This window comes from Zoogloea sp., assembly GCF_044344315.1.
Lineage (GTDB): Bacteria > Pseudomonadota > Gammaproteobacteria > Burkholderiales > Rhodocyclaceae > Zoogloea.
In genome coordinates this window covers 1-19,598 of record NZ_JBIJDC010000089.1, presented here as the reverse complement: position 1 = coordinate 19,598, position 19,598 = coordinate 1, and the positions used below count along the sequence as shown (strand labels likewise).

The window sequence follows — 19,598 nt, the reverse complement described above, 5'->3', positions numbered from 1 at the left end:
GGTCGTGTGGGGCAACCACTCCCCCACGATGTATGCCGACTACCGCTTCACCACCTCCAACGGCGACAAGGTGCCGGCTCTGGTGAATGACGAAGCCTGGAACCGCGACGTGTTCCTGCCCACCGTTGGCAAGCGTGGCGCCGCCATCATCGAAGCCCGCGGCCTGTCTTCCGCTGCCTCCGCCGCCAACGCCGCCATCGACCACATCCGCGACTGGGTGCTGGGCTCCAATGGCGAATGGGTCACCATGGGCATTCCGTCCGACGGTTCCTACGGCATCCCCGAAGGCATCATCTACGGCTTCCCGGTCACCACCGAGAATGGCGAGTACAAGATCGTTCAGGGCCTGGAAATCGACGAATTCTCCCGTGAGCGCATGACCCACACCCTCAACGAACTTCTCGAAGAGCGTGATGGCGTCAAGGATCTGCTGGGCTGATTTGCCTGACAGTATCCTGCAGCAGGATCAGACGCGGGGGCGGAAACGCCCCCGCGTTTTTTTGTTGACCGGTTTTTGCTAATCTCCGCCCATCTGCCCCAGCCGACTGCACACATGTCCTCCCTACCCCATCCTGAGCACGTTCTTTTCCAGGGCGAAAAGCCCTTCCCCGTCCTCCCGGCGGTTGACCACTACGCTGGTAGCGAGAAACTGATGCGCAAGGCGCTGGCGCTGCAGGAAGAGCTCGGCCCCGTCTTCGACATCACCTGTGACTGTGAGGATGGTGCCCACGCCGGGGCCGAGGCCGAACACGCGGAGATGGCTGCGGCATTGGTGTTGTCAGACGACAATCGCTTCGGCCGGGTGGGCGCACGCATTCATGACATCACCCACCCCCACTGGGAGCAGGATGTAGAGATCCTGGTGAGCAGGGCCGGCAACCGGCTGGCCTTTCTCACCATTCCCAAACCGCGCAGCGTCGCCGATGCCGCGCGCCAGATCGAAAGTATTCGCAGCGCCGAAGAACGGCACGGCGTTGAGAGGGCGATCCCCGTCCACGTCCTGATCGAGACCCATGGCGCGCTACGCGACGCATGGGACATCGCTGCGCTGGATCGGGTCGAATCGCTCGATTTTGGCCTGATGGACTTCGTCAGTGGTCATCATGGCGCCATCCCAGGTGCGGCCATGCGCAGCCCCGGGCAATTCGACCACCCCCTCGTAGCGCGCGCCAAGTGTGACATTGCCGCAGCCGCCCTGGCCAACGGTGTCGTGCCATCCCACAACGTGACCACCGAGCTGAAGGATCTGGATTACATCCGCCGCGACGCCGAGAGGGCCCGCCGGGAATTTGGCTACCTGCGCATGTGGAGCATCCACCCGAACCAGATCGTCCCCATCATCGAGGCCATGCGTCCAGACTTTTCCGAAGTCGAGGACGCCTCCTCCATCCTGATCGCTGCCCAGGACGCGGCGTGGGGGCCGATACAGTACGCAGGCAAGCTCCACGACCGGGCTTCCTATCGCTATTACTGGGAGTTGCTGAAACGCGCACGTGCTACTGGCATGAACCTTCCTACGGACGCAGCTGCGCGTTTCTTCCAGATCAAGACCGGATAAGCCGCAACAAAAAGCCCGGCTATCAACCGGGCTTTTTGTTGCTCAAGGAACGAAAGTCATCAATCCGGCAAAGCGAGCTTGTTGTCAGTGCTGAACTGGTAATCACGGAAAACGTGCTCAGCAGAGAGAATTTCGTAATTGCCGTCCTCCCCCTTCCGGGACGTGTCCTTGAGGCGGTAGGTATAGTGCCCGCAGGTCCACAGATCGAAATTCCGCATGTGGGTGCACATACAGGTCTTCTCCATCACCGAAATCTTCTTGACACCAGGATGCAACTCAACCTGGCGGTTATAGGCATCGATGTAGGAGCAATTGCCGGTGCTATCCAGCAAATAACCATAAGCCTCACAGTTGGGGCGAATCCCGGACCCGATTGCCGGACTGCCGGTCAGCATGCGCATGGGGTAGCCTGTGGGAGAAATCTGATTGACCACGATTTCTTCTTCACTGGCCTTGAAATAATGCTGTTGCACATCCTCGGGCAGGCCGCACTCACGGGTCACGGTAAAGCGCGTTGCCACTTGGACGGCACCTGCGCCATTTTCCAGGAAGGACACCGCATCGCTACCCGTGAAAATGCCACCCGCAGGAATCACAGGTATCTCAAGCTTCTCCGCAATCAGCCAGGCCTGGATCTCGGCAACGATAGTAGCCAGGTCGTACTTGGCCCAGTCCATGCCGAAGCCCAGGTGACCGCCGGCCAGGGGGCCTTCAACCACAACGTAGTCAGGCATGCGGTTGGTGCGGGCACTCTTGCGGAGGAACAACTGCAGCGCGCGGAGCGAAGAAACGATGATGCCGAGCTTCGCATCCCGGAAGCGCGGATGATCCTCGATCAGTGCGAAGGAACCAAGATGGAGACCGGCTGCCAGGGTGATGCCATCGGCCCCGGCATCGAGTGCGGACGCAAGACGCACGCGAAGGGTTTCCTTCGGCGCATTCATGGTTAACTTCTCCATGCAGTTCACGAAGACCATGCCAGGACCGCGCTTGGCCTCCATGGTGCGCCCCACGTGGAGACTGGTCGCCTCGGCAAGCTGACCGAGGTCGAACTGGACAACAGACTTGTCTGAGTTGGCGACGTTATACTTGTATTGTTTGAGCTTGTCCTTGACGTACTTGGTATTGAAGCGACGGTCGGCAACCGTCTTCACCATTGCATCCGAGATGTGACCAATCCCGCCCAGCCGAGCAGCCTCAAGTGCCAGATCTGCAGTGGAGATGTCCACCCCCATACCGCCGATCACAATTGGCACCAACTCCTGCTTGCCGAAGCGTAAACGGAAATCATCAACTCGTTTCATGAAACCCCTTCCAGACAGACGTGAAGTGCCACATTGGCGACAGGCCGGCTGCGGCCTAGCTCGGTATTATCTCATCGCCCCAGTACATCCGCTGCGTCTTGGATCAAGGAAAACCACCAGAAGTTGCGCAAAAACATCGAATTCCGAGCCTCGCCGACAGCCGAAATCCGGTACAGGTATGGGGCGAGGTAAATTTGTTACTTTCGCAAGCGCGGATAAAGTCACGAAGTCCGCTAAAATCACGCTTCCGAAGTTGCCTGCTGCCTGATGTCCCAGTCCACTCCTCCCCCTCATGAATGCGCTGTCCTGTTTGCCGATCTTGTCGGCAGCACACAGCTGTATCAGCGTGTGGGCGACAAGTCGGCCTTTGAGGTTGTGGACAGGAGCATCCGCACCATGCGAATTGCTGTCGAAACCAAGGGCGGCCGGGTCGTCAAACATACCGGTGACGGCCTGATGGCTGTATTCCGGGATGCAGACAGCGCAGCTGATGCAACCCTCGCCATCCACCAAACGATCAAAGAGCTCCCGGCTGCGCCCGAGCAACGCCTTGCCGTCCGGATCGGCTTTCATTTTGGTGCGGTCGTCGCCAGCGGCACCGATGTATTCGGTGACACCGTGAACTTTGCTGCTCGCCTTGCCGAGTTGGCCTCCCCCGGCAAGGCCATCACGGCAGCCGAGACAGCCCGGCGCCTGGGCCCGGAGTGGCGCTCGGTGCTGCATACGCTGCCGCCCCGGGTCATCCGGGGCGTGACCCGACCGGTGGAACTGTGCGAGCTGATGTGTGAAGCGGTGGGTGAGCTGACGATCGTCCAGAGTGACCACTTCCTGCTCGACACCGAGCCGGAGCTACGGCTCTATCTCGACGCCGTGGCCCTGACGCTCAATGCCACCAAGCCCAGTGCCCGCATTGGCCGGGACCCGGCGGCAGACCTGGTGATCGCGGATACGCAGTCATCCCGGCGTCACGCCGAAATCGAACTGCGCGGCGACAAGTTCGTACTGATCGATCGCAGCAGCAACGGAACCTTTGTTCAGATCGACGGGGAACGGGAGTTCCTGCTGTCCCGTGAAGAAGTCGTTTTGCGGGGCCGCGGGCACTTTGCCCTCGGCCGCAGTTGCTCCAACAGCCCACAGGTCGTCAGCTTCGTCTGCATCTAAACATCCCCGTGTGCGGGATGTCTGCATCAGCCCCTCAGCGCCACACCCAGCGCCTGTCCGCCCACAGCGACAGCCTCGTTCGACTGGGGGAAGAACTTTCCGAGGGTGAAGAAGCCATGCACCATGCCCTCGAACTCGTGGACCGTTACGGCCACTCCGGCCTCGCGCAGCGCCTCCGCGTAAGCCTTGCAATCATCGGTCAGCGGATCGCAACCCGCGACGATAAAGGTGGCCGGCGGCAGCCCGTCAAAACGCCCTGCCAGCAAAGGGGACGCACGCCAGTCCTGCCAATCGTCCTGATTGGGGAGGTACTTTTCAAAAAACCAGGCCAGGCTCTCCGTATCCAGAAAGAAACCGTTCGCGTAAGTCCGGCGGGACGGACGCTGGCTCAGGATGTCGGTACACGGATAGATCAGCAACTGCAGTGCAGCCTGAGGCCCACCCCGATTGCGCATCTGCAAGGCGGTGACGGCGCTCAGGGTTCCTCCGGCGCTATCTCCGGCCAGGGCAAAGCGCGCCGGGTCAATCCCCAGCAGGGCCGCATTGGCCAGCGACCAATCCACCGCCCGCTGGGCGTCATCCACCGGCGCCGGGAAGGGGTGCTCAGGTGCAAGACAGTAGTCAACCGACAGGACGGCGCACCCGCTGTGATTGGCAAGCTCGCGGCACAGCACGTCATAGCTGGGGATATTGCCAACACACCAGCCGCCACCATGAAAGTAGAAGGTGACCGGCAAGGCATCATCGGGGCGGGAGTGGATCGGCCGGTACAGCCGCGCCATGAGCACCCCGTCACGGGCGTGAGGTCGGGGAATCGGCACGTCCGTCACCGACGCCACCGCCGGCGCCTCGGGGCGCAGGGCAAACTGGAGCTTCTCGAAGGAATGACGTGCCTGATGCACATCCAGTTCATGGAAGCGGGGAGCGCCGACGCGGTAAACCATGTCGAGCAGGGCCTTGGCTTGGGGATCGAGGGCCATGGGGGCTGTCCGGAATGAATCAGGTATCGGAAATTATGCCCTCGGCCGCAGCGCTGCCGAACGCAGAACACGCCGCATTTGCGGCGAGGCGTCCGGCCCGCTACCATGCGCGACTTTCCGAAGAACAGTGTCGCGCGGCGAGAGCCTGAAGAAAACTGGTGCCGAGAGTGGGACTCGAACCCACACACCTTGCGGCGGCGGATTTTGAATCCGCTGCGTCTACCGATTCCGCCATCCCGGCATGGGAAGCCGCGCATTATCTACGAAACCTCCGACTGCATCAACACATGGCCTGGAATCTCAACGACTTTGATTACCTGCTCCCCGACGAGCTGATCGCCCAGGCACCGCTGGATCGGCGCACCGACAGCCGTCTGCTTCAGGTACAACCCAGTCTGGCCGACCTGCATTTTGCCGATCTGCCCAGTCTCCTCACCCCCGGTGATCTGCTGGTTTTCAACGACACCCGGGTGATGCATGCCCGCCTGTTCGGCACCAAAGACACCGGTGGCCAGGTGGAGGTGATGATTGAGCGCCCCCTCGGCAGCCACGAGGCCCTGGCCCAGATCCGCGCCAGCAAGTCGCCCAAGCCGGGCACCCGGCTCCACCTGGAAGAGGCGCTCGACGTGGAGGTGCTCGGCCGTGCTGGCGAGTTCTTCCATCTGCGCTTTCCCGACACCGACGATCTGGTCGCCCTGCTTGAGCGCCACGGTCGCCTGCCACTGCCGCCCTACATCGAACGCGCCGCCGGCAACACGGACGAATCCCGCTACCAGACGGTGTACGCCCGCGACCCGGGCTCCGTCGCCGCCCCCACGGCCGGCCTGCACTTCGATGAAGCCCTGCTGGCCCGACTAGCCTCCCAGGGCATCAACAGCGCCTTCGTGACCCTGAACGTGGGCGCTGGCACCTTCCAGCCCGTGCGCGCCCACGACCTTTCCGAACATCGCATGCACACCGAAGCCTACTTTGTGCCCGAGGCCACCGTGGACGCCATTGCTACCACCCGGGCCGCCGGCCGCCGGGTGGTCTGTGTCGGCACCACCAGCATGCGTGCGCTGGAATCGGCAGCTCGCTCCGGCCCTCTGCAAGCCGGCAAGGCGGAGAGCGACCTGTTCATCCTGCCCGGCTACGACTTCCAGGTGGCAGATGCCCTCATCACCAATTTCCATCTGCCCAAATCCACCTTGCTGATGCTCGTCTCCGCGTTTTCCGGCATGGAGACCATCCGCCGCGCCTACGCCCACGCCATCGAACAGCGCTACCGCTTCTTCAGCTACGGCGACGCCATGTTCCTGACCCGGACTGCCCCATGAAATACGAACTCCTCGCCACCGACGGCGCCGCCCGCCGCGGCCGCCTGACCCTCAACCACGGCACCGTGGACACCCCGGCCTTCATGCCGGTGGGCACCTACGGCACCGTCAAGGGCATCTCACCGCAGGATTTGCGCGACATCGGCGCCCAGATCTGCCTGGGCAACACCTTCCACCTGTGGTTGCGCCCGGGCCTGGAAGTGATGGAAGCCTTCGGCGGCCTGCACCAGTTCATGGCCTGGGACGGCCCCATCCTCACCGACTCCGGCGGATTTCAGGTCTTCTCCCTGGGCGCCCTGCGCAAGATCACCGAGGAAGGCGTGCGCTTCAGCTCACCGGTCAATGGCGACAAGCTGTTTCTCACCCCAGAGGAGTCCATGCGCATCCAGAAGGTGCTCAACTCCGACGTGGTGATGATTTTCGACGAATGCACGCCCTACCCCGCCACCGTCACCGAAGCCGCCGACTCCATGCGCCTGTCCCTGCGCTGGGCCCAGCGTTCCAAGGACGAATTCAATCGACTGGAAAACGACAACGCCCTGTTCGGCATCGTCCAGGGCGGCATGTATGAAAACCTGCGCGACGAGTCCCTCGCCGGGCTGGAAGATGTCGGCTTTCACGGCTATGCCATCGGTGGCCTGTCCGTGGGCGAGCCCAAGGACGACATGCAGCGCATCCTCCATCACACCGCACCGCGCCTGCCCAGGGACAAGCCCCGCTACCTCATGGGTGTCGGCACGCCGGAGGACATCGTGTTCTCCGTGCAGGCCGGCATCGACATGTTCGACTGCGTGATGCCCACCCGCAATGCCCGCAACGGCTGGCTGTTCACCCGCCACGGCGACATCAAGATCCGAAACGCTCGCTACAAGACCGACACCCGCCCCCTCGACGAATCCTGCGACTGCTACACCTGCCGCAACTTCTCCCGGGGCTATCTGCACCACCTCAACCGCCTCAACGAAATCCTCGGCGCGCGGCTGGCCACCATCCACAACCTGCACTACTACCAGCAACTCATGCGCGACCTGCGTGATGCCATCGCAGCCGGAACCCTCACCGACTACGTCGCCCGCTTCCATCGGGAGCGGGCCGGCCAGGGCGCCTGAAGCTTGCGCAGTGGGGGTGGGCTGAAGCTGCAGCTTCGCCCACCCGAGCCTTGCCGCTATAATCGCGCCTTTTCCCCGCTTCCTTCCATGCAGGTATTCCGCGGAATTCCCGAGCGCTCCGACCACGGCTGCGTGCTCTCCATCGGCAACTTCGATGGCGTGCACCGCGGCCATCAGGCCTTGCTCGCGAAACTGACGGCCAAGTCGCGGGCCACAGGCCTGCCCTCCGCAGTGCTCACCTTCGAGCCTCACCCGCGCGAGTACTTCACCCACGAGAACCGGCCGATCCGCCTCACCTCCCTGCGTGAGAAGATCCTGCGCATCGCCGATCAGGGTGTCGACCGCCTCTACATCGGCCGTTTCAACGCCCGCTTTGCCGCCCTCACTGCCGAGCAGTTCATCGAGGACATCCTGATCCGCGGCCTGTGCGCCCGGCACCTGATGATCGGTGACGACTTCCGCTTCGGGAAAGGCCGCCAGGGCGACTTCGCCATGCTGGAAGCGGCCGGACAGAGCGTGGGTTTCAGTGTCGAGGCCATGCACACCCTCGTCCATGAAGGTGAGCGCGTTTCCAGCTCGGCCGTCCGCGCGGCCCTCGCCGAGGGCGACATGCCCCACGCCGCCCGTCTGCTCGGCCGCCCCTACAGCATCAGCGGCCGGGTCATGCACGGCGACAAGATCGGCCGCAGCATCGGTTTCCCCACGGCCAACATCCAGCTCAAGCATCGCAGCCCACCGGTGATGGGCATCTACACCGTCAGCGTCGAGGGCCTCGCCGACAAGCCGTGGCCCGGTGTCGCCAGCGTGGGCGTACGCCCCACCATCAACGACGCCGGCCGGCCCACCCTCGAAGTACATCTCTTCGACTGGACGGCCGAATGCTATGGCGCCCACCTCAAGGTGAACTTCCTCGCCAAGCAACGCGACGAAGAACGCTACGACACCCTTGACGCCCTGACCGCCCAGATTGCCCGCGACGCCAACCAGGCGCGTGCTTACTTCGCACAGAATCCCCTCTGAATTCACAGGCAGCACAGACCATGTCCGACAACCGCAAGACCCTGAACCTGCCCGACACCCCCTTTCCCATGCGTGGTGACCTCGCCAAGCGCGAGCCAAGCTGGGTGGCCGACTGGCAGCAGCGCAAGCTCTACCAGAAGATCCGCAAGGCCTCCGCCGGCCGGCCCAAGTTCGTGCTCCACGACGGCCCTCCTTACGCCAACGGCAGCATCCACATCGGTCATGCGCTGAACAAGATTCTCAAGGACATCATCGTCCGCTCCAAGACCCTGGCCGGCTTCGACGCCCCCTACGTGCCGGGTTGGGACTGTCACGGCCTGCCGATCGAACACAAGATCGAAGTGACCCACGGCAAGGGCCTGCCTGCCGACAAGGTCCGCGAACTGTGCCGCGCCTACGCTGCTGAGCAGATCGAGGAGCAGAAGAAAGACTTCATCCGCCTGGGCGTGCTGGGCGACTGGGACAACCCGTACCGCACCATGGACTTCGGCAACGAAGCCGGTGAAGTGCGTGCGCTGGCCGAAATGGTCAAGCGCGGCTGGGTCTTCAAGGGGCTCAAGCCGGTGAACTGGTGTTTCGACTGTGGCTCGGCCCTGGCCGAGGCGGAAGTGGAATACCAGGACAAGGGCAGCCCGGCGGTGGACGTCGGCTTCCCCTGTGCAGAGCCGGACAAGCTCGCCGCCGCCTTCGGCCTGCCGCAGCTCCCGGCCGGCAAGGATGCCTGGGCGGTGATCTGGACCACCACCCCGTGGACCATCCCCGCCAACCAGGCCCTCAACGCCCACCCCGAGCACGAATACGCGCTGGTGGACACGCCCCGCGGCCTGCTCGTGCTGGCCACCGAACTGGTCGAACCCAGCCTCAAGCGTTTCGGCATCGAAGGCACCATCGTCGCCCGCACCGCCGGCGCCCAGCTGGAAAAGATCAACTTCCGCCACCCCTTCTACGATCGCCTGTCGCCGGTGTTCATCGCCGACTACGTGGGCCTCGACGCAGGTACGGGCATCGTTCACTCGGCGCCGGCCTACGGCCTGGAAGACTTCAACTCCTGCAAGGCCAACGGCTTCAGCAACGACGACATCCTCACCCCGGTGCAGAGCAACGGCGTGTATGCCGAATCCCTGCCCTTCTTCGGCGGCCTGCATATCTGGAAGGCCAATCCGGTCATCGTCGACAAGCTGCAGGAAGTGGGCGCCCTCTTCTCCCACGAGAAAATCACCCACAGCTACATGCACTGCTGGCGTCACAAGACGCCGCTGATCTACCGCGCCACCGCCCAGTGGTTTGTGGGTATGGACCTCAAGCCCAAAGGCGGCCCGAGCCTGCGTGAGCTGGCTCTCGGCGGCGTCGATGCCACCCAGTTCTTCCCGGCCTGGGGCCAGGCGCGCCTGCACGCGATGATCGCCAACCGGCCCGACTGGTGCATCTCGCGCCAGCGCAACTGGGGCGTGCCGATTCCCTTCTTCCTCGACAAGGCCACCGGCGAGCTGCATCCGCGCACCGTCGAACTGATGGAAGAGGTCGCCCAACGTATCGAGAAGGAAGGCATCGCCGCCTGGTTCAAGCTCGACCCCGCCGAACTTCTCGGCGCCGAAGCCGGCCAGTACGACAAGATCAGCGACACCCTCGACGTGTGGTTCGACTCCGGCACCACCCATTGGCACGTGCTGCGCGGCTCCCACCCCGACGGCCACACCAGCGGCCCGCGTGCCGATCTGTACCTGGAAGGCTCCGACCAGCACCGGGGTTGGTTCCACTCGTCTCTGCTCACCGGCTGCGCCATCGACGGCCACCCGCCCTACAAGGCCCTGCTGACCCACGGTTTCGCCGTGGACGGCGCCGGTCGCAAGATGAGCAAGTCCCTCGGCAACGTGGTCGTTCCCCAGGAAGTCACCGGCAAGCTCGGTGCCGACATCCTGCGCCTGTGGGTCGCCTCCACCGATTACTCCGGCGAACTGTCCATCTCCAAGGAGATCCTCGACCGCGTCGTCGAGGTATATCGCCGCCTGCGCAACACCCTGCGCTTCCTGCTGGCCAACACCGCCGACTTCGACGCCAGCACCGACATGCTGCCCGTGTCCGAGTGGCTGGAGATCGACCGCTACGCCCTGGCCCTGACCCGAAAGCTGCAGACCCAGGCCGAAGCCGACTACGCCGGTTACGAATTCCACCGCATCGTGCAGGCCCTGCAGAACTTCGCCTCCGAAGATCTTGGAGCCGTGTATCTGGACGTCCTCAAGGATCGCCTCTACACCACCCAGACCAAGTCCGCGGCCCGCCGCTCGGCCCAGAGCGCCCTGTGGCACATCCTGCAGTCGGTGGTGCGCCTGATGGCGCCCATCCTGTCCTTCACCGCCGAAGAGATCTGGCAGCTCCTCGTCAAGGATGCCGACGACAGCGTGATGCTCCACGCCTTCCACAGCCTGCCCGCCCAGGATGGCGAGGACGCCCTGCTGGAACGCTGGACTGCCCTGCGTGCCATCCGCGCCGACGTGCAGAAGGAGATCGAAGCCGTGCGCGCCGCCGGCCAGGTCGGCTCGTCCCTGCAGGCCGAAGTGGAGATCCGCGCCACCGAAGGCAAGTACGCGCTTCTCGCCAGCCTCGGTGATGACCTGCGCTTCGTACTGATCTGCTCGAAGAGCACTCTCGTCAAGGTGTCATCCGAGGCTGATGAAGGGATCCTGGTCAGCCCGTCCACCCATAAAAAATGCGAGCGCTGTTGGCATTACCGGGAAGACGTGGGCCACGACGACGCCCATCCGGAACTTTGCGGCCGGTGCACGTCCAACCTGTATGGCACCGGCGAAGCCCGCTCGGTGGCCTGAGCCGTCTTTCCCCAACAGGAGCCCAGCCCTTGAAATTACGCCTCGGCAACTGGATCGGTCTGTCAGCCATCATCGTTCTGATAGACCAATGGACCAAGCACCTTGTCCGTGGCGCCCTGCGCAACGGCGAGGTCATCCACGTCACCAACTATTTTGATCTTGTCCTGGCCTTCAACCCGGGCGCGGCCTTTAGCTTCCTCGCCGACCAGGGGGGCTGGCAGCGCTGGTTTTTTGTGGCCCTGGCCACCCTCATCTGCGGATGGCTGCTGCGCCTGCTGGCAAAACATCAGCACGAACTGCTCCAGCCGCTGGCCTTTTCCCTGATCATCGGCGGTGCAATCGGCAACGTCATCGACCGCTTCGTCTTCGGCGCGGTGGTCGACTTCCTGTACTTCCACATCGGCCGCTACGGCTGGCCCGCCTTCAACGTGGCCGACTCCGCCATCTGTGTGGGCGTCGTCCTGATGTTCATCGCCCAGGTTCGCGAAAGCCGCCACGCCACCGTCCAAGAGAAACTCTCATGACCCAGATCGTCCAGCCCGACAGCCTGCTGACCCTCCACTACCGCATCTCCCTGGACAACGGTCAGGCGCTGATCAGTACCTTCGAATCCCAGCCTGCCACCATGCAGCTGGGTCACGGCGATATCGCCCCGACCCTGGAGCGCTGCCTGGCGGGTATCAGCGTCGGTGAGCACCACACCTTTATGCTGGAGCCCGAGAACGCCTTCGGTATTCACCGTGAGGATCTGGTCGAAAAGGTCCGCCTGGAAGACTTCCCTGATGGCACTGCGGTCGAGCCGATGGTCATCATGGAGTTCACTGCGCCCGACGGGACCCGCTACCCCGGCCTGATCCGCGAGGTGCTCGACACCCATGCCGTGATCGACTTCAACCACCCCCTTGCCGGCAAGTCCATTCGCTTCGAAGTCGAAGTGATCGGCGTCAGCTGAGCCCTGGAGCCCCAGTATGGAAGTCCTGCTCGCCAATCCCCGTGGCTTTTGCGCCGGGGTGGAACGCGCCATCGAGATCGTCGAGCGTGCCCTGGCCCTTTACGGCGCCCCCATCTACGTGCGCCACGAGGTTGTCCATAACCGCTTCGTCGTGGATGGCCTGCGTGCCAAGGGCGCGGTCTTCATCGAATCCCTGGATGACGTACCGGCCGGCAACACCGTTATCTTCAGCGCCCACGGCGTGCCCCAGTCGGTACGCGGCGAGGCCGAAGCCCGCGGCCTGCGTGTCTTCGATGCCACCTGCCCGCTGGTCACCAAGGTGCATATCGAGGTTACCCGCATGCGCGAGCAGGGCCGCGAGCTGATCATGATTGGTCACAAGGGCCATCCGGAGGTCGAAGGCACCATGGGTCAGGTCAAGGATGGCATCTACTTGGTCGAAAGCGCTGCCGACGTTGCGGGCCTGGAGGTGAGCGACCCGGACATGCTGGCCTATGTCACCCAGACCACCCTTTCGGTAGACGACGCCGCAGCCATCGTAAATGCGCTGCGCGCGCGCTTCCCGAACATTGTCGGGCCCAAGAAGGACGACATCTGTTACGCCACCCAGAACCGCCAGGACGCCGTGAAGTTCATGGCTCCCCAGTCTGACCTGGTGCTGGTGGTCGGATCGGTGAACAGCTCCAACTCCAACCGCCTGCGTGAGGTGGCCGAGCTCCTGCGCGTGCCGGCCTACCTCATTGACAATGCCGAAGCCATCGATCCTGACTGGATCGCCGGCAAGAAGCGCATTGGCGTCACCGCCGGCGCATCCGCGCCGGAAGTGCTGGTGGATGCCGTGATCGCCCGTCTCAAGGAAATGGGGGCGGCATCCGTAAAGGCTCTTGATGGTGTCCCCGAAAGAGTGACCTTCCCCCTGCCAAAGGAGCTGCAAAGCCCTGCGGCCTGATCGGAAAGGCGCTCCCCGGAGCGCCTTTTTCCAATCTGCGCGAGCCTGCCCATGCCCTATGTCCAACGAGACGCCTCCGGCGCCGTCACAGCCCTCTTCACCCAGGCCGGCACTGGCCACCAGGAAGAGCTCCCCCACGGCCATCCCGATCTGGCAGCCCTCGCAGGGCCCTCTGAATTCGCCCGCCTCGACGCCGACCTGATCCGGGTTATTGAAGACGTGGTGGATGTATTGATCGACCGCGGCCTGCTACGCCTGACCGACCTCCCTCCCGACGCCCAACGTAAGCTGATGGCCCGCAAGGGCGCCCGCGCCCGCCTCCGCCAAGGTCTTAACCTGCTTGGCCCCGACGACGTGATCTGATCCACCCGGCATGGCCTGACCGGCCACCGCCTGCCATGAGGCTCAAGTTCCCCCTGCGGGACCCGTTATCCCTACAATCCGGACGCCATCGGCCCCGCCTGTGGCGCCCTCCCGGTCCGCGCAGTGGCTGCCGGGCCGTGAAACGACCACGAAACGATTGTGCCGATGACTGAAGCAGCATCCCCTGCCGCACAGCCCCGCGCCCCCGACGCGGGCGCCGCCGACAACCTCTGGCATCCGGGCGAAGCCGCGACCCACGAAGACCCGTTGCTCGATGCGCTGGTTGTCCTGACCCGCCTCCACGGTAACCCCTTCAGCCCGGAGGCGCTCTCCGCCGGCCTGCCCCTGGTAGACAACCGCCTGACACCCGCCCTGCTGCCACGAGCCGCATCACGTGCCGGCATGACAGCCCGGATCGTCCGCAAGTCGATACACGAAATTACCCCCAACCTGCTCCCGGCTATCCTGCTTCTCCAAGACCGCCGGGCCTGCGTTCTCCTCGAGCGCCTACCCGACGGAGGCGCCCGGGTGCGCTTTCCCGAAGCCGGTGAATCGGCTGACGATCTCAGCGCCGACGATATGGCAGCCATTTACACCGGGCTGGTGTGCTTCGTCAGGCCGCGTTTCCGCTTCGAGGCGCGCTCGCCTCAAGTCAAGGCGATACGCGCCAATCACTGGTTCTGGGGTACTGTTCTTGAAAACTGGCGCCTATACCGGGACACCCTCCTGGCGGCGCTGGTGATCAACCTGTTCGCCCTGGCCATCCCCCTGTTCTCGATGACGGTCTATGACAGGGTGGTGCCCAACCATGCCGTCGAAACCCTGTGGGTACTGGCCGTCGGTGCCATGCTGGTGCTGCTCTTCGACTTCATCCTGCGGACGCTACGGGCCTACATCGTCGACACCGCCGGCAAGCGCATCGACGTACAGCTCTCGGCACGCATCATGGAACGCGTCCTCGGCCTGCGCATGGACGCCCGGCCGGCATCAGTGGGCTCATTCGCCGCCAACCTGAGGGCTTTCGAAGGAGTCCGGGACTTCATCGCTTCAGCCACCGTCACCACCCTCATCGACCTACCCTTCGTATTACTGTTCCTGCTGGTGATGGTGTGGATCTCGCCCTGGCTGCTGCTGCCGCCGCTGGTCGGCATGCTCGCCGTGCTGTTTGTCACCCTGGTGACTCAGGACAAGATGCACGAGCTCACCGAGACCACCTACCGTGCCAGCGCCCAGCGCAACGCCACCCTGGTGGAAAGCCTGGTGGGGCTCGAGACGGTCAAGACTCTCAGCGCCGAAGGCCTGATCCAGCGCCAGTGGGAGCGCGCTACCCTGTTCATCGCCCAGATCGGCGGCCGCCTCAAGCTGCTCTCCTCGGGTACGGTCAACTTCGCCCAGTTCATGCAGCAATTCGTCAACATCGCGGTGATCATCGTCGGCGTTTACGAACTGTCCGAGGGCAACATGTCCATGGGCGGCATCATTGCCGCGTCCATGCTGTCCGGCCGGGCCATGGCGCCCCTCGGGCAGGTGGCGGGCCTGATGATGCAATACCAGAACGCCCGCACCTCCCTGGCCTCGGTCAACTCCCACATGGAACTGCCCATCGAGCGGCCGGAAGGCGCCAGCTTCGTGCACCGCCCCAGCTTCAATGGTGACATCGAGTTCAAGGACGTCAGCTTCTGTTACCCCGGTCGCGACCAGGCCGTGCTCAAGAAGATCAGCTTCCGCCTCAAGGCCGGCGAAAAGGTGGCCATCATCGGGCGCATCGGTTCAGGCAAGACCACCATTGAGAAGCTCGTCCTCGGCCTCTACCAACCCACCGAGGGCGCCATCTTCATCGACGGCATCGACTCACGCCAGATTGACCCCGCCGAGCTGCGACGGGCCATCGGCTTCGTCCCCCAGGACGTGACCCTCTTCTACGGCACCCTCAAGCACAACATCGCCATGGGCGCACCCTTTGCCGACGACAGCGCCATCCTCGCCGCCGCCGAGCTCTCCGGCGTCCGGGAGTTTGCCGATACCCATCCCCAGGGCTTCGAGATGCCCATCGGCGAGCGCGGAGAATCCCTCTCCGGCGGCCAGCGCCAGGCCGTGGCGATTGCGCGGGCACTCCTCAACGACCCGCCCATCCTGCTCCTTGACGAGCCCTCCAGCAGCATGGACCACCAGAGCGAAGAAGGTCTCAAGCAGCGCCTGCGCCGCTTTGCCGCCAGCAAGACCATGATTCTGGTTACCCATCGCACCTCACTGCTCGACCTGGTGGACCGGCTTATCGTCCTCGACCAAGGCCAGATCGTCGCCGACGGGCCCAAGGCCCAGGTGGTCGAAGCCCTGCAGCAAGGTCGCATCGGACGCGCGGGGTGACATCATGAAAGCGCTCATCGCCCTCTTCCAGCCCCTCTACAACGCCATCTACCAGCGCTGCTCTCGCAGCTTTGACCGAATCCTCGACGGCGCAGAGCGCCGCGAGATCCACGACGACGCCGACTACATGGCCGACGCCGAGTGGGCCATGTCGGAGCAGAAGCTCCGCGGCAGCCGCATCGCCGTCTGGACCACCTGCCTCGCCGTACTCGTGCTGATCGTGTGGGCCGCCTTTGCCCAGCTCGACGAAGTGACCCGTGGCGAAGGCAAGGTCATTCCCTCTCGCCAGGTTCAGGTCATGCAGAGCCTCGACGGCGGCATCGTCTCCGAGATCCTCGTCAAAGAAGGCCAGCAGGTGAAGACCGGACAGCTCTTGCTCAAGGTGGACCCGACGCGCTTCGTGTCCTCACTGCGGGAAAACCGGGCCCAGTACATCGCCCTGCTCGCCAAAGCTGCACGGCTCACCGCGGTGGCCCACGGCAAGCCCTTTGTACCGCCACCCGAGCTGATCAAGGAGGCGCCCGATCTCGTCGAGCAGGAGCGCAGCGCCTACGAGAACAAGCGCCTGGAACTGGAAGCAACAGTGGGCATCGCCCGCCAGCAGCTGTCCCAGCGCCGCCAGGAGCTTAACGAACTCACCGCCAAGCGCGAACAGGCCAACCAGAGCTACACCCTCACCGCGAAGGAGCTCGAGGTGACCCGCCCCCTCGCCAAGACGGGCGCCGTCTCCGAGGTGGAACTGCTGCGCCTGGAGCGCGACGTGGCCCGCTACCGGGGCGAACGGGATGCCGCCAGTGCACAGATCCCGCGCATTCAGGCAGCCATCTCGGAAGCCCAGAACAAAATCGAGGAAGTGGGGCTGAACCTGCGCAACCAGGCACGCAGCGAACTCTCCGACACCAACGCCAAGCTCGCCGCCCTGTCAGCCGGTAGCGAAGGCCTGGCCGACCGGGTCAAGCAGGCGGAGATCCGTGCGCCCATGAACGGCACCGTCAAGCAGCTCTTCGCCAACACCGTCGGCGGCGTCGTCCAGCCCGGGAAGGAGATCATCGAGATTGTGCCGAGCGACGACGCCCTGCTCCTCGAGGCCCGTGTCCAGCCCAAAGACATCGCCTTCCTGCGGCCCGGGCAGGCCGCGCTGGTCAAGTTCACTGCCTACGACTTCTCCACCTATGGCGGGCTCGAAGCCACCCTCGATCACATCGGCGCCGACACCATCACCGACGAGAAGGGCAATGCCTTTTATATCGTGCGCGTGCGCACCACCAACAGCACCATCGGCGACGCCCGCATGCCCATCATTCCCGGCATGGTCGCCGAAGTTGACATCCTGACCGGCAAGAAATCCCTCCTCAGCTACCTGATGAAACCCGTCCTCCGTGCCAAGGCCAACGCCCTGACCGAACGCTGACCGAACGTTGCCCCCGCCCATGAGCACTCAACCGCTGCTGATTCTCACCCCGGACGACCTACTCGCCGCACGCTGGCAGGCCCTGTCATCCAGCCCGATCCGTGCCCTCGACATCGAGGGGCTCGAAACCTGGCGCAAGGCCGGCCACCGCCTGGTGGTGATCGATCTGGGCAGCGCCCCTGCCGGCAGCCCTCCCCTGTGGGCCCATCGGGCATGGCAGGAAAATGCGCCCGGCCTCACCATCCTGGCCACCTCATCCCGTCCGGACGATGACGAGGGCCTCGCCGTGCTCAATGCGGGGGCCAGCGGCTACTGTCACAGTCATGCTCCGGTCGACACTCTGCTTCAAGCCCTTGAAGTCGTTGCCAGCGGAGAACTGTGGGTCGGGCGCGCCCTGCTATCGCGGCTGCTACGCCTTGTGGACAGCAGACTGCCCCGCGCCGGGCTCGCCGACTGGGCCCGCCCGCTGACCGAAAGGGAGCGGGAAGTCGCCCATCACGCTGCGGTCGGTGAAAGCAACATCGCCATTGCCGACGCACTCGGCATCACCGAGCGGACCGTCAAGGCGCACCTCAAGGCCGTTTTCGAAAAGCTCCAGGTTGCGGACCGTCTGCAGCTGGCCCTCCGGGTGCACGGCGTCCGCTGACCCACCCTCTCGCGTGGCATTCGTCACGCGACCTGTCCTTGTGGACAATAGCGGCGTCTTCCGCTCCGTCGTAGATTCCATCTCATCTAAAAAACCGATTATCGGAGACCGTCATGGCCACCTCGCCCTCCCCCGTCACTGCCGCCACCAACACCGTCGCCAAGGGCACTGTCGTCTTCGTCCAGGGCGAAGCCTATCTGCGCGACAGCAGCGGCAAGCTCAGCGCCATCAAGCCGGGGGACGTGGTCACCGAGGGCCAGGAGATCGTCACCCGCAATGGCGCAGTGGTCGAACTGCAACTGCCCAGTGGTGCCAAGATCAGTGTCGGGCCGAACCGCGAGCTGCTGCTCAATGACGAGTTCTTTGCCACGGCCACGCCGGAGCGCAGCGAGAACGCCATTTCCAGCCTGGGGGCCGACGCCGACAAGGTGATCCAGGCCCTCAACGCCGGCAAGGACCCCTTCGAGGATCTGGAAGACCCGGCAGCCGGCCTCACCGGCGGCAGCCTGGGGGATCAGACCCACGACTTCGTGCGCCTCGTGCGCGTTCTCGAAGAGGTGACGCCCGTCGCCTACAACTACGCCACCACGGCTGACGGGGTCGAGTTCCTGCCCGCGGCAGCGATCACTACACAGACCATCAACACCCCGCCTGTCGCCACCGATGACAGCGTCACCGGCACCGAAGACCAGCCCCTGACCGTGGACGTCCTGGCCAATGACAGCGACGCCAACAACGACGCCCTGGTGGTCACCAGCGCCACGGCCGGCAACGGCCAGGTCACCATCAATCCCGATGGCAGCCTGCGCTATGTACCCAACCCCGACTTCAACGGCCCGGATACCGTCACCTACACCATCAGCGACGGCAAGGGCGGCACCTCGACAGCAACGGTCACCATCAACGTCGCGGCGGTCAATGACGCTCCCGTCGCCCTGCCCGACGTGGCCACCACACCCGAAGACGTGCCGGTGACCGTCAATGTCCTGGGCAACGACAGTGACCCGGACGGCGACCCGCTCACCGTTACCGGTGCCACGGTAGACCCCACCCGCGGCACCGTCGTCGTCAATCCCGACGGCACCCTGACCTTCACCCCGGCGCAGGACATCACCGGCCCGGTGGTCATCACCTACACGGTGAGCGACGGCAAGGGCGGTACGGCCTCCTCCACCGTTACGGTCAATGTCACCCCGGTGAACGACAGCCCCGTTGCGAACCCGGACGTCGCCACCACCCTTGAGAACACCCCGGTTACGGTACCGGTCCTGGGCAACGACAGCGACCCCGAGGGCGATCCTCTCACGGTCACCAGCGCGACCGTCAATCCGGCCGTGGGCAGTGTGGTGGTCAATCCTGACGGCACCCTCACCTTGACGCCGGCCGCCAACTTCAACGGTCCGGTGGTCATCAACTACACGATCAGCGACGGCAATGGCGGCACCGCCACCAGCACCGTCACGGTTAACGTGACGCCGGTGAACGACGCCCCCGTCGCCAACCCGGACAGCACCACGACCATCGAAGATCAGCCCGTCACCGTCAATGTGCTGGGCAACGACACCGACCCGGACGGCGACACCCTTACTGTCACCGGCGCCACCGTCGATCCGGCCAAGGGCACGGTCGTGGTCAAC

At 64.2% G+C, this 19,598-nt stretch carries 16 protein-coding genes, 1 tRNA gene and 1 pseudogene; 15 read left to right on the top strand and 3 right to left on the bottom strand.

Annotated elements, in window-relative coordinates:
- A pseudogene (locus tag ACIQ09_RS16715) lies at nt 1-439 on the top strand (malate dehydrogenase); the annotation flags it as partial.
- Between the two features lie 114 nt (nt 440-553).
- Nucleotides 554-1,558, top strand: a complete 1,005-nt coding sequence (locus tag ACIQ09_RS16710; protein ID WP_398312390.1) for an HpcH/HpaI aldolase/citrate lyase family protein — start codon at nt 554-556, stop codon at nt 1,556-1,558.
- Nucleotides 1,559-1,617: 59 nt separating this feature from the next.
- Here the strand turns inward: ACIQ09_RS16710 and ACIQ09_RS16705 are convergent, their stop codons facing one another.
- Nucleotides 1,618-2,862 (bottom strand): nitronate monooxygenase, encoded by a 1,245-nt coding sequence (locus ACIQ09_RS16705; protein WP_398312387.1) that lies wholly within the window; start codon nt 2,860-2,862, stop codon nt 1,618-1,620.
- A gap of 267 nt (nt 2,863-3,129) precedes the next feature.
- Between ACIQ09_RS16705 and ACIQ09_RS16700 the strand changes: the two genes are divergently transcribed.
- The gene (locus tag ACIQ09_RS16700) at nt 3,130-4,023 is read left to right on the top strand and encodes an adenylate/guanylate cyclase domain-containing protein (protein ID WP_398312384.1); all 894 of its coding nucleotides are present in this window, start codon (nt 3,130-3,132) and stop codon (nt 4,021-4,023) included.
- Nucleotides 4,024-4,049: 26 nt separating this feature from the next.
- Here the strand turns inward: ACIQ09_RS16700 and ACIQ09_RS16695 are convergent, their stop codons facing one another.
- Entirely contained in the window at nt 4,050-5,003 is a 954-nt protein-coding gene (locus tag ACIQ09_RS16695; RefSeq protein ID WP_398312381.1) for an alpha/beta hydrolase, read from the bottom strand.
- A gap of 156 nt (nt 5,004-5,159) precedes the next feature.
- Nucleotides 5,160-5,244: transfer RNA gene (locus ACIQ09_RS16690), tRNA-Leu, on the bottom strand.
- Nucleotides 5,245-5,290: 46 nt separating this feature from the next.
- Between ACIQ09_RS16690 and queA the strand changes: the two genes are divergently transcribed.
- The 12 genes from queA to ACIQ09_RS16630 form a co-directional block, all read left to right on the top strand.
- On the top strand, nt 5,291-6,319 hold the full coding sequence (queA, locus tag ACIQ09_RS16685; protein ID WP_398312378.1) for a tRNA preQ1(34) S-adenosylmethionine ribosyltransferase-isomerase QueA: 1,029 nt from the start codon (nt 5,291-5,293) through the stop codon (nt 6,317-6,319).
- Nucleotides 6,316-7,428 carry a tRNA guanosine(34) transglycosylase Tgt gene (tgt, locus tag ACIQ09_RS16680; RefSeq protein ID WP_398312375.1) on the top strand — a complete coding sequence of 371 codons (1,113 nt, stop codon included), beginning with the start codon at nt 6,316-6,318 and terminating at the stop codon, nt 7,426-7,428. Before queA ends, tgt begins: the two co-directional genes overlap by 4 nt.
- A gap of 87 nt (nt 7,429-7,515) precedes the next feature.
- Nucleotides 7,516-8,448, top strand: coding sequence for a bifunctional riboflavin kinase/FAD synthetase (locus ACIQ09_RS16675; RefSeq protein ID WP_398312372.1), 933 nt, complete (start codon nt 7,516-7,518; stop codon nt 8,446-8,448).
- Between the two features lie 20 nt (nt 8,449-8,468).
- The gene (ileS, locus tag ACIQ09_RS16670) at nt 8,469-11,273 is read left to right on the top strand and encodes an isoleucine--tRNA ligase (protein WP_398312370.1); all 2,805 of its coding nucleotides are present in this window, start codon (nt 8,469-8,471) and stop codon (nt 11,271-11,273) included.
- A gap of 29 nt (nt 11,274-11,302) precedes the next feature.
- Entirely contained in the window at nt 11,303-11,797 is a 495-nt protein-coding gene (gene lspA / locus ACIQ09_RS16665; RefSeq protein ID WP_398312367.1) for a signal peptidase II, read from the top strand.
- The gene (locus tag ACIQ09_RS16660) at nt 11,794-12,225 is read left to right on the top strand and encodes a peptidylprolyl isomerase (RefSeq protein ID WP_398312364.1); all 432 of its coding nucleotides are present in this window, start codon (nt 11,794-11,796) and stop codon (nt 12,223-12,225) included. Before lspA ends, ACIQ09_RS16660 begins: the two co-directional genes overlap by 4 nt.
- 16 nt (nt 12,226-12,241) lie before the next feature.
- The gene (ispH, locus tag ACIQ09_RS16655) at nt 12,242-13,174 is read left to right on the top strand and encodes a 4-hydroxy-3-methylbut-2-enyl diphosphate reductase (protein ID WP_398312361.1); all 933 of its coding nucleotides are present in this window, start codon (nt 12,242-12,244) and stop codon (nt 13,172-13,174) included.
- Nucleotides 13,175-13,225: 51 nt separating this feature from the next.
- Entirely contained in the window at nt 13,226-13,537 is a 312-nt protein-coding gene (locus tag ACIQ09_RS16650; RefSeq protein ID WP_398312358.1) for a hypothetical protein, read from the top strand.
- A gap of 165 nt (nt 13,538-13,702) precedes the next feature.
- Nucleotides 13,703-15,904, top strand: a complete 2,202-nt coding sequence (locus ACIQ09_RS16645) for a type I secretion system permease/ATPase (protein WP_398312355.1) — start codon at nt 13,703-13,705, stop codon at nt 15,902-15,904.
- 4 nt (nt 15,905-15,908) lie between these two features.
- On the top strand, nt 15,909-17,315 hold the full coding sequence (locus tag ACIQ09_RS16640) for an HlyD family type I secretion periplasmic adaptor subunit (RefSeq protein WP_398312352.1): 1,407 nt from the start codon (nt 15,909-15,911) through the stop codon (nt 17,313-17,315).
- A gap of 19 nt (nt 17,316-17,334) precedes the next feature.
- A complete protein-coding gene (locus tag ACIQ09_RS16635; protein WP_398312349.1) occupies nt 17,335-17,961 on the top strand; it encodes a DNA-binding response regulator in 627 nt (208 codons plus the stop codon).
- 113 nt (nt 17,962-18,074) lie between these two features.
- Nucleotides 18,075-19,598 (top strand): retention module-containing protein (locus ACIQ09_RS16630; RefSeq protein ID WP_398312346.1); only part of this gene is annotated, 1,524 nt, incomplete at its 3' end.

Coding starts and splice junctions, on each gene's coding strand:
- ACIQ09_RS16710 (WP_398312390.1), top strand. CDS start 554: ATGTCCTCCCTACCCCATCCTGAGCACGTTCTTTTCCAGGGCGAAAAG.
- ACIQ09_RS16705 (WP_398312387.1), bottom strand. CDS start 2,862: ATGAAACGAGTTGATGATTTCCGTTTACGCTTCGGCAAGCAGGAGTTG.
- ACIQ09_RS16700 (WP_398312384.1), top strand. CDS start 3,130: ATGTCCCAGTCCACTCCTCCCCCTCATGAATGCGCTGTCCTGTTTGCC.
- ACIQ09_RS16695 (WP_398312381.1), bottom strand. CDS start 5,003: ATGGCCCTCGATCCCCAAGCCAAGGCCCTGCTCGACATGGTTTACCGC.
- queA (WP_398312378.1), top strand. CDS start 5,291: ATGGCCTGGAATCTCAACGACTTTGATTACCTGCTCCCCGACGAGCTG.
- tgt (WP_398312375.1), top strand. CDS start 6,316: ATGAAATACGAACTCCTCGCCACCGACGGCGCCGCCCGCCGCGGCCGC.
- ACIQ09_RS16675 (WP_398312372.1), top strand. CDS start 7,516: ATGCAGGTATTCCGCGGAATTCCCGAGCGCTCCGACCACGGCTGCGTG.
- ileS (WP_398312370.1), top strand. CDS start 8,469: ATGTCCGACAACCGCAAGACCCTGAACCTGCCCGACACCCCCTTTCCC.
- ACIQ09_RS16660 (WP_398312364.1), top strand. CDS start 11,794: ATGACCCAGATCGTCCAGCCCGACAGCCTGCTGACCCTCCACTACCGC.
- ispH (WP_398312361.1), top strand. CDS start 12,242: ATGGAAGTCCTGCTCGCCAATCCCCGTGGCTTTTGCGCCGGGGTGGAA.
- ACIQ09_RS16650 (WP_398312358.1), top strand. CDS start 13,226: ATGCCCTATGTCCAACGAGACGCCTCCGGCGCCGTCACAGCCCTCTTC.
- ACIQ09_RS16645 (WP_398312355.1), top strand. CDS start 13,703: ATGACTGAAGCAGCATCCCCTGCCGCACAGCCCCGCGCCCCCGACGCG.
- ACIQ09_RS16640 (WP_398312352.1), top strand. CDS start 15,909: ATGAAAGCGCTCATCGCCCTCTTCCAGCCCCTCTACAACGCCATCTAC.
- ACIQ09_RS16635 (WP_398312349.1), top strand. CDS start 17,335: ATGAGCACTCAACCGCTGCTGATTCTCACCCCGGACGACCTACTCGCC.